Origin of the sequence: Kitasatospora sp. NPDC058048 (genome assembly GCF_042885555.1) — a bacterium.
GTDB lineage: Bacteria > Actinomycetota > Actinomycetes > Streptomycetales > Streptomycetaceae > Kitasatospora > Kitasatospora lactacystinica.
In genome coordinates, this window is record NZ_JBHVRT010000010.1 from 184,706 (window position 1) to 199,283 (window position 14,578).

A 14,578-nucleotide genomic window follows, 5' to 3' on the forward strand; every position below is an offset into this window, starting at 1 on the left:
GAGCCCCCGCCCCGCCCCGGGCCCCCGCCCCACCCCGGGACCGCCGCCCGCCCGGACCGGACGTCCCGGCTACAGGGCCCGGCGGCGTTGCAGCCAGACGAAGGCCGCCCAGCCCGGCAGCACCGGCAGGATCAGCGTCAGCAGGCGGTACAGCGCCACCGCGGCCAGTGCGCCGCCCTGTTCCATCGAGGCGGTCTGCTGGAGCAGCGTGAGCAGCATCCCGTCCACCGCGCCGGCCCCGCCCGGGGTCGGCGCCGCGCTGCCCACCGCGTTGCCCACCAGGAACACCACCGCGACCGCGGCGAAGGACGGCTCCGGGCCGATCGCCCGGGCACAGCAGTACAGGCAGGCGATCAGGCAGATCGACACCAGCAGCTGCCCGGTCACGCCCACCGCCAGCCGGGTCGGGCTGCGCAGCAGGTCCAGCAGCCGCGGCAGCACCTCGGCCGTCAGCGGCCGCAGCCGCGTCGCCAGCCACCGGCGCGCCACCGGGATCGCCGACACCACCGCCAGCAGCGCCGCCGCCCCCGCCAGCCCGGCGACCACCGCGGGCAGCGCGTCCAGCTCGGAGCCGCCCGGCTCGAAGCCCAGCAGATAGACGAAGGCCCCCAGCTGCAGCAGGTGCAGCACCAGGCCGATCAGCGTTCCCACGCCGACGCTGGACAGCGCCTGCGCGGTGGGGATGCCCGCCCGCTGCAACAGGCGGGTGTTCAGCGCGACCCCGCCGACGCCGCCGGGCGACACCAGCTTCACGAACGACCCGGCCACCTGCGCCAGCACCGCGTTGCGGAAGTTCAGCCGCTCCGGCACGAAACCGACGAAGCCCATCGCCGCCGCGACGTGGCTCGTCGCCGCCGCCGCCAGTGCCAGCGCCAGCCACCAGGGATCGGCGTCGGCCAGCGCGGAGACCGGATTGTCCTCCGCCGCGAACAGCTGCGGGATCAGCAGCCAGCCGGCCACCACGCCGCCCACGACGATCAGCAGGGTCCGCGGCCGCAGCCGCTCCAGCCGCACCGGGCGGCCCACCACTTGCGGGCGGGTGCGCAGGACCTCCGCGCGGATCTCGTCGAGGAGGCCGCCGGGGGCGGGGGAGTCGTGCGGGGTCCCCGGCTCGGGGTTGGTGGCGCCGCCGGCTGCGGCGGCAGACGGGGGAGCCACGTCACCGGCCACGGCGGCGGCTCGGGCGGTGGTGCGTTTGGCGTGCTGCCTGAGGGCGCGGCGGGTGGTGTGGGTGAGGGCGATGGGCTGGAGCAGCGGGAGGGCGGCGTCGATCGGGTCGGGGCCGAGGACGGCGGTGGCCGTGCGGACCGAACGGGCGGCGCCGGCGCGCAGGGCGAGGGTGGTGAGGAGCTGGGCGAGGTCGCAGCACAGGACGAGTTCGGTGGCGGCGATGTCGCCGTCGGCGAAGTCGACCAGGTGCACGGCGCCGGAGTCGTCGATCAGCAGGGAGGAGGGGACGAGGGCGCGGTGGGCGATCTCGCGGCGCTGGAGCAGGGCGAACTGTCGCCAGGTGTCGGTGAGCAGTTCGTCGGTGATCTCCTCGTCGGAGAGTTCGTCGAGGGTGCGTCCGGCCAGCCGCTCGTACGCGATGAGGGCGGTGTCCTGGCCGATGCCCGCGGTGGCGGCGATGCGGCGGGTGCGGACGCCGGCCGCGAGGGCCGCGTACGTGACCAGGGCCTCGTGCTCCAGGCCGGTGCGCGGGGAGCGCAGGACGCGCGGGTCGGGGGCGGTGCGCAGGCGCAGCCGGCGCCAGGCGCGCTGGACGGCGGCGGCGGTGACGGCCTGCCGGTCGAGGAGCTGGACGTCGAGGTCGGGGCGGTCGTCGGCCTGCCGGACCCGGTAGCGGTCGGGGCCGGCCGGCCGGGCCTCGACCGGGCGCAGGCCGCTGTCGCGCAGGGCGCGCAGGACCTCGCCGGGCCGGGGGCAGGGGTCGGGGGTGCCGACCGCGTACAGGGTGCCGTGGGCGCCGGTCCAGCCGATCAGCAGCCCGAGCAGGAGCGCGGTGGGGGTGGCGTACCCGCCGGTCAGCCCGGCCAGGCCGGAGAGGGCGAGGACGGTCCACGGCAGGCGGCGTTCCCGGCTGCCGGAGGCGGTCATGAAGGCGAGGGCCGGCGCGAGGTAGCCGTAGACGGACTCGGTGTGCCCGAGTCCGCCGCTGCCGGGCAGCGGCTGGGTGAGCGCGGAGAGCAGCGAGGGCGGGGCGAGGCTGTCGGCCCAGAGGTCCAGTCCGAGCGTGGCGCCGTACGCGAGGACGGCGGCGAGCAGCCCGTCGGAGACCTGCTGGAGGGCGCGTCGCCGGTCGGGGCCGAGCACCCGGCGGACGGCGAGGCCGACCGGGAGCAGCAGGACGGCGGCGGTGGTGAGACCGCCGGCCAGTCCGGCCAGCGGGCGCGGCACCAGGGAGGCCGCCTCGGCGACGTCGGCGGCGATGCCGCCGGTGGTGGCGCGGGCGTAGTCGGCGAGCAGCAGGGTGAGGGCGATGGTGAACAGGCCGCCGAGCAGCCGGATCAGGGCGACGGGCTGCCGGACCCGGTCGGTGGCGGGCAGCGGACGGGCCCGGAACCGGCCGGGGCCGGCCTGCTCGGGTATCCGGGCGGGGGCCGTTCCGGGGCTGCCGTCGGCCGGCACCCCGGTGCCGTCGGCGGACACTCCCGTGCCGTCGGCGGACACTCCGGTGCCGACGGCCGATGCCCCGGTGCCGTCGCTGCTGCTGCCGCTGCCGCTGTCGGTGCCGCTTCTGCCGCCGGTGTCCCGCGTTCCCGTGCCGCGTTTCCGTTGCGCGGGCGCACCGCCGGGGTCGGCCCCGCCGGTGTCGCCGTTCGTTCTCCCCGTCACGATCGCCACGGATGGCATGCTCCCATGCCGCCCGCGGGCGAGGGGCGGGGATTCGGCAGCGCCGGACGACGCGGCCCTACGCCTGCCGGGTCGGCAGGACGACCAGGTGGCGCAGGTTGACGTGCCGGGGGCGGCTCACGGTGTAGGCGACGAGGTCGGCGACGTCCTCGGCCGCGAGCGCCGGGATGGCGGTGAACATGCCGCCGAGCTGTTCGCGCAGCACCGGGTTGTCGATGTGCTCGGCGAGTTCGGTGTCGGTCAGTCCGGGTTCGATCGCGCTGACCCGGACGTCGCGCGGGCCGAACTCGCTGCGCAGGGCGGCGGACAGCTGGGTGAGCGCGGCCTTGGTGGCCCCGTACACCGCGTAGTCGGGGAAGACCACGTGCGAGGCGATCGAGGAGACGTTGACCAGGTCGGCGGTGCGGCCCTCGGCGGCGGCCGCGGTGAGGTCGGAGCCGAAGGCGCGGACGATCCGCAGCGCGCCGGTGAGGTTGGTGTCGACCATGCGGGTCCACTCGTCGATCCGGCCGTCGGCGAGCGGGTTGGGCAGCATCACCCCGGCGTTGTTGACCACCAGGTCGACCGGGCCGTAGGCGTCGTGGACGGCCTTCGCGGCGGCGTCCACCGAGGCCTGGTCGGTGATGTCGGTGGTGACGGCGAGCGCCTGTCCGCCCGCGGCGGCGATCTCGGCGGCGAGGGCGTCCAGCCGCTCGGTGCGGCGGGCGAGCAGGGCGACCCGGGCGCCGGATGCGGCGAGCAGCCGGGCGGTGGCGGCGCCCATGCCGCTGGCGGCTCCGGTGACGACGGCGGTGCGGTCGGCGGTGCGGTCGGCGGTGGACGGGTGGTTCATCGGGGGCTCCAGAGGTTCGGTCGGGCCGGTGCCGACCACTCTGCGCGGGCTGCGAGCGGTTACCCAGGGTTGCGCTTTTCCCGGGAACTCCCTTCCTGGGACGGGGGAACCGGGGAACGGCAGGGCCACCCTCGGGACGCCCGTCCGTGGCCGCCCTGAGCGGGCGTTCCGTGCCGGGGCGGCATAGCCTTTCAGTCATGAGCGCCTGCGAAGACCTCGCTCTGGCCCCTCAGAACATCGAGCCCCGGCCGCCCGCCGACGGCTGCGCCGACTGCCTGGAGCAGGGCCGCCGGGATTGGGTGCACCTGCGGATCTGCCTGGACTGCGGCCACATCGGCTGCTGCGACTTCTCCCCGCAACGGCACGCCACCGCGCACTTCCACAACACCTCCCACCCGGTGATCCGCTCGTACGAGCCGGGGGAGGACTGGCGTTGGTGCTTCGTCCACGAGGTCATGGGCTGAGCCGGTCACGCGTGTGACGGGGCCCGCGTACCGGCGCTCGCGCAGGCTCCCGCGGACGTCTCCCGGGTGTGGCGCCCGCACATCCCTTCCGCACTGGCACGGGCCTGCAATCCGGATAAAATCCGGACATAAAGCCCGTTCGGCCCCACCGGCCGGCATCCGTCCGGCCGGTGGCCGACGAAGGGAGGCCGACGATGACCAAGCGAACGCCCGGCAGCACCGCCAAGCTCCGCCAGGGCACCCAGGAACTGCTGGAACGCCGGGGCATGGCGAGCCCGCCCGCCCGGTTCGCGCCGATGCCGAGCGCCGCCGCGATGTCCTACGCCGCCGCCGGGCACGGTGCCGGCGAATCGTTCCGGCACGGTGGAAGGGACGCGCCGGGCGCGACGATGCACGCCGCCCCGGCGATGCACGCCGAGCTCAAGGGGCACCGGCACCGTGGCGCGGAGAAGCACTCCGCCCACTGAGCCGTGCCGCACCGTGCCGCACCGCAGTGCACTGCACCGGACCGTTCCTGGCGCGTCGTCAGACGTTCCCCTTCCCCTGCGGAAGCCGGTCGGTGTCAGTGGTGTGCGCTACGTTCGTCCCGTTCACCAGGGCGCAGGTACAGGCGCAGGTACGGGGCAGGACGACGGGGGCGGGGCGCACGATGACCGACGTGATCACGGAGGAGCCGGTCGAGCTCCAATTGGAGCGGTACCGCACCGAGTTGACCGGTTACTGCTACCGCATGCTCGGCTCGGTCTTCGAGGCGGAGGACGCGGTGCAGGAGACCATGGTCCGCGCCTGGCGCGGGCACCGGGGCTTCGAGGGGCGGGCCGCGCTGCGCTCCTGGCTGTACCGCATAGCCACCAACGTCTGCCTGGACGCGCTGAACGGCCGCAACGGCCGGGCCCGGCCGATGGACCTGGCCGGGCCGGTCACGGTGGCCGCGGCGCACGACACCCGGCTCCCCGAGGTGACGTGGATCGGTCCGGCGCCGGACGGCCGGGTGCTGCCCGAGACGGGGGACCCGGCCGAGGTGGCCGTCCAGCGGGAGTCGGTGAAGCTGGCCTTCGTCGCGGTGCTGCAGCGCCTCGCGCCCCGGCAGCGGGCGGTGCTGATCCTGCGCGAGGTGCTCGGCTGGAAGGCCGCCGAGGTGGCCGAACTGCTCGGCGTCACGGTGGCCTCGGTCAACAGCGCGCTGCAGCGGGCCCGGGCGGTGCTCGCCGTCGACGCGTCGGCGGCCCGGCCGGCCCCCGAGCTGGACGAGGGCCGGCGCGCGCTGCTGGACGGCTACGTCCGCGCTTTCGAGGCGTACGACATGGACGGTCTCGCCGCGCTGCTGCACGAGGACGTCACGCTCAACATGCCGCCGTTCTCGATGTGGCTGCGCGGGCGGGACGAACTCCGGGCGTGGATGCTGGGCCCCGGTCACGGCTGCCGCGGTTCCCGGCTGCTCCCGGTGACGGCCAACGGAGGTCCGGCCTTCGGCCAGTACCGGCCGAGTCCGGCGGGCGGGTTCGAGCCGTGGGCGCTGATCGTGCCGGAGGTGTCAGAGGGGCGGATCACCGGCTTCACCAACTTCCTGGACACCGACGTGCTCTTCCCGCTCTTCGGCCTCTCGCCCCGACTGGAGGCCGATCCCGTCGGGGAGTCCGCCGTCGAAGCTGCCGAGCCCGTCGAGCCCGCCGTGGAGTCCGTCGCCGAGTAGCTCCGCGAAGGCCGGGGGGTCGGCCGCGCCCGGCAGCAGCGCCGACAGGCCGCTGAACGCGAGCAGTTCGCGCAGCGGGCCGCCGGCGTTCAGCAGCACCACGGTCACTCCGTGCCGGGCGGCGGCCAGCCGCAGCCGGGCGAGCGCGTCGACGACGGCCAGGTCGGGGGCGGTCAGCGCGCCCAGGTCGCAGGTCAGTACGGGGCGTTCCGGTTCGGCTTCCACGGTGTTCATGCCGGATAGGACCGTCGGGGCGGCCTCGACTCATCGGTCGTCGGCTGGTGGCAGAGTGGGGGCGACCGAACCCGCCCCGTCCCAGGAGGAGCACCGTGACGGCTGAGCCGTTGAAGTCCCGCGAGGAATGGCTGGCCTCCCTGCCCCGGATCTACGCGGCGGCGGGGTGCCTGCTGCGGGACGGGTCCGGCCGGATCCTGATCGTGAAGGCCGGGTACCGCGAGCACTGGCAGTTCCCGGGCGGCACGATCGACCTCGGCGAGGGCCCGGTGGAGTGCGCCGAGCGGGAGCTGCAGGAGGAGACCGGCCTCGTCCGGCGGGCGGGCGAGCTGCTGGCCATCTCCTGGACCCACGCCTCGGCCGAACTCGACCACCCCGCCCAGCACTTCATGTTCGACTTCGGCGCCGTCCCGGACGGCACCCCCGTGACCGTCCCGGCCGGCGAACTGGACGACTACCGCTGGGCGTCGGTCGGGGACGCCCTGGAGCTGCTCGGCCCGGCCCGGTCGGCCCGGCTGCGGGCGGCGCTGGAGGCGGCCGGGGACGGCCGGGTGCGGATCGTCACCACCCACGTCTCCGGGTTCTGAGCGCACGTGCCCCGTCCCGGGCGGGAGTTCCGTCCGGGACAGGGCACGGGGCCTCACTGCTGCGGCTCGGCCTCCGCGTCCTGGGCGGCGACGATGGCGGCGATCGCCTCCGAGACGAAGGCCTCGGCGGCGGGCTTGTCCACCTTCAGCCCGGCCAGCACGCCCTGGCCGTTCTCCAGCTCCAGGAGGGCGAGCAGGAGGTGCTCGGTGCCGACGTAGTTGTGCCCGAGCTTGAGCGCCTCGCGGAAGGTCAGTTCCAGCGCCTTCTTGCTCTCGGCGTCGAACGGGATCAGCGCCGGCAGGTCGTCGGCGGCGGCCGGCAGGGCGGCGGCAGCCACCGCCCGCAGGGCCTCCGGGGTGACGCCCTGGGCGGTGAGCGCCTTCATGCCGATGCCTTCCGGCTCGGCGAGCAGGCCGAGCACCAGGTGCGCCGTGGTGATCTCGGCGTTGCCCGCCTTGCGGGCCTCCTCCTGGGAGGCCACCACGACGCTGCGGGCCCGGGGCGTGAACCGGCTGAACCCCTGGCTGGGGTCGAGGTCGTTCGGGGCGCCCGGATCCTTGGGCACGAAGCGCTTCTGGGCGGCCTGCTTGCTGACGCCCATGCTGCGGCCGATGTCGGTCCAGGAGGCGCCGGAGCGGCGGGCCTGGTCGACGAAGTGGCCGATGAGGTGGTCGGCGAGCTCGCCGAGGTGGTCGGCGGCGATGACCGCGTCGGAGAGCTGGTCGAGCGCGTCGGTGTGGACCTTCTTGATCGCGGCGATCAGGTCGTCGAGGCGCAGCGGAGTGCTGTTGGGAACAACGGGATTCTCCATGCGTCAACCGTAGGTTGTCGATCCGGGGATCGTCAACCATCGGTTGACGATGGTTTGCGGAGTTCTTCCCGGGCGTCCCGGGGGATCCTTTCGGGAGCCCCGGCGGCTCCGGGGGGCCCGCGCTACTCGGTGGGCAGCAGTCGCTCCCGGACGGCGGCGATCCGCTCGGGTGCGACGCCCGCCGCGAGCAGGTAGCCGACCGGGTCGAAGTCGTCGAGCGCGGCCGCCAGGGCGTCCTCGGCGGTGGTCCCGGCCTCGGCGAGCACCGCGTCGATCCGGCGGTACGGGTCGGGCAGACCCAGCATCCCGTACAGCGGACGGACGTTGGGGCCGCTCATCAGGTAGTCCTCGGCGATCGCTGCCCGGTCGACCCCGGCCAGGGCGAGCAGCAGCAGGACGGCCAGGCCGGTGCGGTCGCGGCCGGCGCCGCAGTGCACGGCCACGCCGCCGGGGCGGGCGTCGGCGAGCGCGGAGACCAGCGCGGCGGCGGCGTGCGGACAGTGGTCCAGGTAGGGGCGGAGCGCGAGCGGGGTACCGTCCAGTCGCCCGTGGGCCTCCCACCAGGCGGGGCCGGCCAGTTCGTCCAGCGGGACGCGGACCAGCTCGACGTCCTCGGGGAGCGGGAGGAGCGGCTTGTACTCCTCGGCGTTGCGCAGGTCGACCACGGTGCGGACGCCGTGGTCGAGGAGGGCGTCCCAGCCCTCGGCGGTGAGGCGGTCCAGGTTGTCCGCCCGGACCATCGCGCCGTGGGCGGTGGGCCGGCCGGAGGCGGTGGGCAGGCCGCCCAGGTCGCGGACGTTCAGGCAGCCGTCCCAGACGAGCGTGCGGTCCTCGGTGCTGCTCGGCGCGTGCGTCGTCCGGTACATGGGGGTCCCCGTTTTCCTCGGCGGGGGTCCCGTTACCCCCTCGTTATGAACGACTCCCGGGGGATCCGGATGGTTCCTCGCCGTTCGAGTCCCGGGAACCGGCCGTTCAGGGGAGTGTTCGGGGAAGTGTTCGGGGAGGCGGCTGTTCGGGGAACCGGGTGTCCGGGAGAGCGGCGGGCCGTGTGCTCAGGCGGCGGTCGGGGCCTCGGCCTCGGCGCGGACCAGCCGCTCCATCGGCTCGACCGCGATCTGGCCGAGCAGCGAACCGGCCACGATCGCGCCGATCAGGACGACGGTGGACAGCCAGGCCATGGTCGACACCGGCAGGGTGAAGGCACCGACCACCCGGGCCGCGCACTCGGCCAGTAGCGCGGTGCCCCAGATGCCCGAGAACAGGCGCTCGTGGCGGCGGAAGGCCCGCGCTCCGGCCGCCCGGCCCTCGACCAGCCGCTGCCAGGCGGCCGCGCGCTCCGGCCGGCCCTTGGTGAGGAAGGGCATCAGCATCGGGGTCATCACCGGTCGGCCGACCAGCGCGGAGACCAGGATCGCCAGTGCCACGGTGCCGCTCAGCCCGCCGTCCTTGGCGATCATCAGACGGGCGTCGCCGGTGACGAAGGTCAGCGCCAGGCCCGCCAGGTTGACGGTCAGCATCAGGGTGGCCCACAGGTTGAGCCTGCGCTCGACCAGCAGGCCGAGGACGGTCCGGGCGGCCGGGAAGGCGCTGCTCCAGGCCAGTGCGGCGAACTCGCTCAGGCCGAGGGCCGAGTGCAGCAGGTAGTAGCCGGCCAGCGGGGCGGCCACGTCGAGGGCCAGCGGGCGGAGCCCGGAGACCAGCGGGTTGGGGGCCTTGGCGCGGGTGGCGGCGCCGGTGGCGGGGAACGTGGTGGCGGACGCGGCCGGGGCGGTGCCGGTGAGGGCGGCGGCGCTGGTGACGGCGGCGGCACTGACGGTCTGGCTCACGGTGGGTTCCTCCCCGGCTGGTGGCCGCGGGCCGCTGCCCGCGTCGTGCCTCCAGTCTTTCCGTCCGACCCTCCGTCAGAGCAGTGCCGTCCGTTGCGTCATCCGCGTGACGGTTGTCATGGTGCGCCCCGTGACACCGTCTTCGACCTGCGGATTTCCTACCCTTCGTCGGGGAAGGTCCACAGCGCGCGGCCCAGGGAGTCCAGGCAGCGGACGGTGCCGAAGCGCTCGTCGCCGGCGGACAGGAAGCCCTGCGCGACACCCGCCAGAACGGTCCGGGCGACGCCGTCGCCGCGGGTCCAGGCGCCGGTCAGCACCAGCGCCCCGTCGGCCAGCTCGGCGCGCTGCACCCGGGCCACCGCCGCGGTCGGCAGCGCGGCGTTGACCGCCTCCAGCTCGGCGGGCAGGAGGTAGGTCTCCCCGGTGGAGGTGCGGTCCGCCTCGGCCCGGCGCCGCAGCTCCGGCAGGCCGTAACGGTGCACGGCGGCGACCGCGTCGTCCAGCGGGAGCTGCCAGCGCGGCCCGGGCAGCACCTCCCACCAGACGTCCTCGCCGACCGGCAGCACCTCGCCGATCCGGGCCCGCCAGGTCTCGACGCCGTACCGGGTGCGCGGGTCGGGGCGGTGGCCGGGGAGGGCCGCGACGCTCCAGTCGGTGCGGCGGACCACGCTGAGCTCGAAGGTGAAGGGCACCCGGTCGGCGGCGGGGCGCTCGACCAGGCCGACCAGCAGCCAGTGGGTCTCGTCCGGCAGGCTGAAGGTCCGGCGCCACCCGATGAGGCCCAGGGCGCGCAGGGCGGGTGCGAGGTGCTCGCGCAGGCCCTTCGCATGGAGCTCGTGGAGCCCGTGGAGCTCGTGGGCGGTCGTCATCGCGGTCTTTCCCTGCTGGTCGTGGTGCCGGACGGGTGCGCCGGGGGCGGTGTGCCGGGCCCGGTGCCGGTGGTGGTCCCCGTCAGTGCTGGTCCCCAGCGGCACGGCTCAAACCAGGCGGGGTCGTGCGACCGGGGCCCGCGCGGGTCGTGCGTGCGCCCTCGGACACGGCGGGGGTACGGCGGCCGACCGGGTGCTTCGGCGGACCCGGCATCGGGGCGGACCGCCGGCCCGGACTGCTTCGCCTACCGACAACGTAGGCCGGACGGGCCTGCCCGGGCCGTGGGCGAACGACAGCAGTCCTCGGGACCTTGGCCCCGGTCGCGGGCGGTCGTTCGGCCGGAGCCGAAGTGTTCGCCCGAATGGCGCATCATGTGGCGGGTGCAGAGTGCAGAGCGCCCCGGAGCGGGCACCGACGGACCCGTCGGCCGGTCCGGACCAGTCCCACCCGCCGGCCCGCCGCCGGGCCCGGCCCCCGCTCCTCCCCCCGACCTGACCGAGGCGGTCCGGGCCGCGCAGGCCGGGGACGAACAGGCGTTCCGGCTGCTTTTCCGGACCGTCCAGCCGGGCCTGCTGCGCTACCTGCGGGTGCTGGTCGGCGGCCGGCCGGAGGACGCGCAGGACGCCGAGGACATCGCCTCCGAGACCTGGCTGCAGATCGCCCGCGACCTGCGCGGCTTCTCCGGCGACGGGGACGGCTTCCGCGGCTGGGCCGCCACCGTCGCCCGCCACCGCGCCCTCGACCACCTGCGCGCCCGGCGCCGCCGTCCGGTCACCGACCTGCCGTTCGAGCAGCTGGTCGAGCTGGCGGCGGGGGACGACACCGCGCGTGCGGCGCTGACCACGGTCGGCACCGCCGACGCGCTGGCCCTGATCTCCCGACTGCCGCGCGACCAGGCCGAGGCCGTGCTGCTGCGGGTGGTCATGGAGCTGGACGCGGAGAGCGCCGCCCGGGTGCTCGGCAAGCGGGCCGGCAGCGTCCGGATGGCCGCCCACCGGGGGCTGCGGCGGCTGGCCAAGCTGGTCGAGCCGCGCGCCTCCGGGATCGGCATCCCGGCGGCCCGGGCCGGCGCGGCGACGGCCGGGGCCCAGACCGGGGCCCAGACCGGGGCCCAGGCCGGACCGGGCGCCGGGGCCGCGGGGAACACCGCCGGGGCGGCGGCCGGAGTGAGCGGGGGCGAGGCCGTCGGGCGACCCGTGGGGAAACCCGCGAAAAAAAGTTCTCCGCAGGGTGTGACAGAACGCCGGGCCGCGACGCTGAAGGACATGAGATGAGCACCAACCGATCCCGTCGGATCGACCGTGATGCCGCCGAGCAGCTGCTCGGTGGTGCCGTGGGCGGCCCGTCGGCCGGGCAGGACGCCTCGCTCACCGGACCGGACGGCGGTCCCGGGCAACTCGCCCGGGTGCTCGCCGCGGCCGCCGCCCCCGCGACGGCCGGCGAACTGGCCGGGGAGGAGGCCGCCCTGGCCGCGTTCCGGAAGGCGAGTCTCACGCCCGACCCGACAGTGACCCCCGTCCGGAGACGATCGATGGCAACCGCGGTGCTGGCCAGGGCCTTCAGTACGAAGGCCACCGCCGTCGTGCTCGGCACCACCGCGCTGTGCGGTGTCGCCGTCGCCGCCGGCACCGGCAACCTGCCGCCCGCGCTGGGCGGCGGCCCGTCCGCGCCGGAGCACAGGCTCTCGGGCCGGGACGCGGTCACCGGCCCGGCGTCCGGCCCGGCGGCCGTCGGGTCGTCCGCGGGCGCGGCCCCGTTCGGTGCCGTGGCGTCCGGTTCCGCCCGTCCGTCCGGCAGCGCCTCCGCCGGACCGCAGGCGGTCGTCCCGTCCGGCCCCGCGACGCCCGGCACCTCCTCGCCCGAGGGGCGCGGTGGCCGTTCGGCCGTCCCGCCCGCACTGCTCGGCCTGTGCACCGGCTTCGCCGACCGTACGGCCAAGGGCGACCGCCCGAGCCGACTGGCCGGCGAATCGCTGTACGGCCCGCTGGTCGCGGCGGCCGGTGGCGCGGACCGCGTGACGGACTACTGCCGGGCCGCGATCGACGACGAGGACGGCGAGGACGGCGACCACCAGGGCGCCACCGGCCCGGCGCGCGACCCCGGCCGCACCGGCAGCGGCAGCGGGGCGAACGCCGGATCCGGCAAGGGGAACACCGGCGGCGGCCGGACCGACGGAAGCGGCAACAGCAGCGGAAGCGGCAGCGGAAACGGGCGCGGCAACGCCAACGCCAACGGTGGCAGCGACGGCGAGGACACCGGCGGCGCCGGTACCAGACCGGGCAAGTCCGGCGTGACCGCCCCGGCCGTCCCCAACGCGCAGGACGGCCGCCCGGACAAGCCCGACCGGACCGAGAACGAACAGTCGGCCGGGAGGTAGCCCCCAGGACTCCGGGTGAGCGGCGAGCGACTCCCCCCGGGCTCGCCGCCCACCCGGAACAGCACCACCCGCACCACCCGTAGGACCGCACCACCCGCAGGAAGCAGTACCACCCGAAGACCCCGGGTGGCCGGTCGGCTCCCCCGTGCCCACCGGCCGCCCGGCCGGCCCCGGCCGGACCGGCAGGCGCACCCCCCGGACGCGCCGCCGGCCCGGCCGGCCCGGAAACGTGCGGCCCGCCCGCCCGCAGTCAGGGCGGGCCGCACCCCCGTGCCGGCGGCCGGGGGACCGCTGCCCGGTCCCCCGACCGCCACCCTCCGCCCCTGGTCGGCGCGTTCGGCGGGGCGGCTATCGTGCACAGGTGCACGAGGCGGCCCGGGACCCCGGGCAGGGCACGTGAGGGGAGCTCCAGGTGATCGGACGGGCGCTGAACGGGCGTTACGAACTCGTCGACTTGCTCGGCGTCGGCGGGATGGCCACCGTCTGGCGCGGGACGGACCGGGTGCTGGGCCGTCAGGTGGCCGTCAAGGTCCTCAACGGCGGACTCGCCGACGACCCCCGCTTCGCCGAGCGCTTCAGCCGCGAGGCGCAGCACGCGGCCATGCTGGCGCACCCGAGGATCGTCATGGTCTTCGACTCGGGCGTGGACCAGGGCACCCCGTTCATCGTCATGGAGCTGGTCAGCGGTCGTTCGCTGGCCGCCCTGCTGGCGGAGCAGCAGGCGTTGCCGGTGGAGCGCGCCGTGGGCATCGCGGCGGCGGTCTGCGAGGCGCTGTCGGTCGCGCACGCGGCCGGGCTGGTGCACCGGGACATCAAGCCCGGGAACATCATGATCACCGATGACGGCGGGGTGAAGGTCGTCGACTTCGGCATCGCCAGGGCCGGGTCCTCCAGCAACCTGACCCAGACCGCGAGCGTGCTCGGCACGGCCGCCTACCTCTCGCCCGAACAGGCCACCGCCTCGGAACTGGACGGGCGGACGGACCTGTACGCGGTCGGCTGCGTGCTGACCGAGATGCTCACCGGCGCGACCCCGTTCACCGCCGAGACCCCGGTGGCGATCGCCTTCAAGCACGTCAGCGAGCAGCCGCTGCCGCCGTCCGTCCGCCGCCAGGGCCTGCCGCCCGCGCTGGACGCGGCGGTGCTGCGGCTGCTGGCCAAGAACCCGGCCGACCGCCCGGCCGACGCGGCCACCGCGCGGGCCGAACTCCTCGGCACCGTACCGGGGCTGATGGTCGCCGACCCGACGGCGGAGCTGCTCGCGAACGCGGGCGGGGCCGCCACCCAGCTGCTGCCGCCGGTGCCCCACTTCCCGGCGCCGAACCAGCAGCACACCACCGTGCTGCCGCCCCAGCCGCCGGCCGCCACCTCGGTGATGGCGCCGATCCCCGCCCCGGCGGCTCCCGCCTACGTCCCGGTCCCGAGGCCCGGGCCCGCGCCCGGGAACACGGCTGCCCGCAGCCGGCGGAAGCCGCTGGTGTTCGGGGCGTTGGGCGTGGTGGGCCTGGCCGGCGTCACCGCGCTCGCCCTCACCGCCTTCGACGAGCCGGCCGGCAACGCGGCCGCCGCCAAGCCCGCCGCGGCCACCGCCCCGTCCACCGCCCCGGTCGCGACGCCCACCCCGAAGGCCTCCGCGGCCTCGGCGGCGCCCACCAGCAGCTCGGCGGCGCCGTCCGCGCCCCCGGCCCCCACTCAGGCCGTCCCGCGCAACCAGCCCGCAGCGCTGCAGATCCAGGCCTTCCGCCAGGCCGTCGCCCAGGCCCAGGTCGGCAGGGAGCGGGACAAACAGACCGACCTGTTGAGGATCCTCGACACCACCGCCGCGCGCCTCAACGAGGGCAACCCGGACGACGCCGCGCAGGAGCTCAAGGACGCCCAGAAGGTGGTCAAGGACATGGGCAAGAAGCACGCCATCGACGTCCCGACGTACGCCAACTGGAACGCCCGCCTCTCGGCCCTGTTCGCCACCCTGCACACCGCCGTCGATCTCCAGGACGACTGACGGGCCCGGCCGCCTGCCACCGGCTACC

Annotated in this window: 13 protein-coding genes and 1 pseudogene; 7 read left to right on the forward strand and 7 right to left on the reverse strand. The window is 75.8% G+C overall.

What is annotated here, in order from left to right:
- Nucleotides 1-69: 69 nt before the first annotated feature.
- Together ACFVVA_RS13890 and ACFVVA_RS13895 are read right to left on the reverse strand one after the other, a co-directional pair.
- Nucleotides 70-2,844: a lysylphosphatidylglycerol synthase domain-containing protein gene (locus ACFVVA_RS13890; protein WP_387689008.1), complete on the reverse strand. Its 2,775-nt coding sequence runs from the start codon at nt 2,842-2,844 to the stop codon at nt 70-72.
- 67 nt (nt 2,845-2,911) lie between these two features.
- Nucleotides 2,912-3,685, reverse strand: coding sequence for an SDR family oxidoreductase (locus ACFVVA_RS13895; protein WP_387689010.1), 774 nt, complete (start codon nt 3,683-3,685; stop codon nt 2,912-2,914).
- Between the two features lie 197 nt (nt 3,686-3,882).
- Between ACFVVA_RS13895 and ACFVVA_RS13900 the strand changes: the two genes are divergently transcribed.
- From ACFVVA_RS13900 to ACFVVA_RS13910, 3 genes are all read left to right on the forward strand, one after another.
- A complete protein-coding gene (locus ACFVVA_RS13900) occupies nt 3,883-4,149 on the forward strand; it encodes a UBP-type zinc finger domain-containing protein (protein ID WP_359902101.1) in 267 nt (88 codons plus the stop codon).
- A gap of 194 nt (nt 4,150-4,343) precedes the next feature.
- On the forward strand, nt 4,344-4,616 hold the full coding sequence (locus ACFVVA_RS13905; RefSeq protein ID WP_387689013.1) for a hypothetical protein: 273 nt from the start codon (nt 4,344-4,346) through the stop codon (nt 4,614-4,616).
- Nucleotides 4,617-4,798: 182 nt separating this feature from the next.
- Nucleotides 4,799-5,842, forward strand: a complete 1,044-nt coding sequence (locus tag ACFVVA_RS13910; RefSeq protein WP_387689015.1) for a sigma-70 family RNA polymerase sigma factor — start codon at nt 4,799-4,801, stop codon at nt 5,840-5,842.
- 45 nt (nt 5,843-5,887) lie between these two features.
- On the opposite strand, the pseudogene ACFVVA_RS13915 reads toward ACFVVA_RS13910, so the two are convergent.
- Nucleotides 5,888-6,085: pseudogene (locus tag ACFVVA_RS13915) on the reverse strand (STAS domain-containing protein); the annotation flags it as partial.
- An 86-nt stretch (nt 6,086-6,171) separates the two neighbouring features.
- Here ACFVVA_RS13915 and ACFVVA_RS13920 point away from each other — a divergent pair.
- Nucleotides 6,172-6,663: an NUDIX domain-containing protein gene (locus ACFVVA_RS13920; protein ID WP_387689017.1), complete on the forward strand. Its 492-nt coding sequence runs from the start codon at nt 6,172-6,174 to the stop codon at nt 6,661-6,663.
- Between the two features lie 53 nt (nt 6,664-6,716).
- Here ACFVVA_RS13920 and ACFVVA_RS13925 read toward each other — a convergent pair whose 3' ends face one another.
- From ACFVVA_RS13925 to ACFVVA_RS13940, 4 genes are all read right to left on the reverse strand, one after another.
- Nucleotides 6,717-7,475, reverse strand: a complete 759-nt coding sequence (locus ACFVVA_RS13925; RefSeq protein WP_387689019.1) for a Clp protease N-terminal domain-containing protein — start codon at nt 7,473-7,475, stop codon at nt 6,717-6,719.
- 122 nt (nt 7,476-7,597) lie between these two features.
- Nucleotides 7,598-8,341: a tyrosine-protein phosphatase gene (locus ACFVVA_RS13930; RefSeq protein WP_387689021.1), complete on the reverse strand. Its 744-nt coding sequence runs from the start codon at nt 8,339-8,341 to the stop codon at nt 7,598-7,600.
- Between the two features lie 186 nt (nt 8,342-8,527).
- Nucleotides 8,528-9,301: a VC0807 family protein gene (locus tag ACFVVA_RS13935; protein WP_387689023.1), complete on the reverse strand. Its 774-nt coding sequence runs from the start codon at nt 9,299-9,301 to the stop codon at nt 8,528-8,530.
- 158 nt (nt 9,302-9,459) lie between these two features.
- Nucleotides 9,460-10,170 carry a hypothetical protein gene (locus ACFVVA_RS13940; protein WP_387689025.1) on the reverse strand — a complete coding sequence of 237 codons (711 nt, stop codon included), beginning with the start codon at nt 10,168-10,170 and terminating at the stop codon, nt 9,460-9,462.
- A gap of 381 nt (nt 10,171-10,551) precedes the next feature.
- Here ACFVVA_RS13940 and ACFVVA_RS13945 point away from each other — a divergent pair, with 381 nt between their 5' ends.
- The 3 genes from ACFVVA_RS13945 to ACFVVA_RS13955 all read left to right on the forward strand — a co-directional run bounded on the left by ACFVVA_RS13945 (nt 10,552) and on the right by ACFVVA_RS13955 (nt 14,550).
- A complete protein-coding gene (locus tag ACFVVA_RS13945; RefSeq protein WP_387689027.1) occupies nt 10,552-11,445 on the forward strand; it encodes an RNA polymerase sigma factor in 894 nt (297 codons plus the stop codon).
- The gene (locus ACFVVA_RS13950; RefSeq protein ID WP_387689029.1) at nt 11,442-12,548 is read left to right on the forward strand and encodes a hypothetical protein; all 1,107 of its coding nucleotides are present in this window, start codon (nt 11,442-11,444) and stop codon (nt 12,546-12,548) included. The genes ACFVVA_RS13945 and ACFVVA_RS13950 overlap by 4 nt, the downstream gene beginning before the upstream one ends.
- Nucleotides 12,549-12,960: 412 nt before the next feature.
- Nucleotides 12,961-14,550: a protein kinase gene (locus ACFVVA_RS13955; RefSeq protein WP_387689031.1), complete on the forward strand. Its 1,590-nt coding sequence runs from the start codon at nt 12,961-12,963 to the stop codon at nt 14,548-14,550.
- Nucleotides 14,551-14,578 lie beyond the last annotated feature (28 nt).

Coding starts and splice junctions, on each gene's coding strand:
- ACFVVA_RS13895 (WP_387689010.1), bottom strand. CDS start 3,685: ATGAACCACCCGTCCACCGCCGACCGCACCGCCGACCGCACCGCCGTC.
- ACFVVA_RS13900 (WP_359902101.1), top strand. CDS start 3,883: ATGAGCGCCTGCGAAGACCTCGCTCTGGCCCCTCAGAACATCGAGCCC.
- ACFVVA_RS13905 (WP_387689013.1), top strand. CDS start 4,344: ATGACCAAGCGAACGCCCGGCAGCACCGCCAAGCTCCGCCAGGGCACC.
- ACFVVA_RS13910 (WP_387689015.1), top strand. CDS start 4,799: ATGACCGACGTGATCACGGAGGAGCCGGTCGAGCTCCAATTGGAGCGG.
- ACFVVA_RS13925 (WP_387689019.1), bottom strand. CDS start 7,475: ATGGAGAATCCCGTTGTTCCCAACAGCACTCCGCTGCGCCTCGACGAC.
- ACFVVA_RS13930 (WP_387689021.1), bottom strand. CDS start 8,341: ATGTACCGGACGACGCACGCGCCGAGCAGCACCGAGGACCGCACGCTC.
- ACFVVA_RS13940 (WP_387689025.1), bottom strand. CDS start 10,170: ATGACGACCGCCCACGAGCTCCACGGGCTCCACGAGCTCCATGCGAAG.
- ACFVVA_RS13950 (WP_387689029.1), top strand. CDS start 11,442: ATGAGCACCAACCGATCCCGTCGGATCGACCGTGATGCCGCCGAGCAG.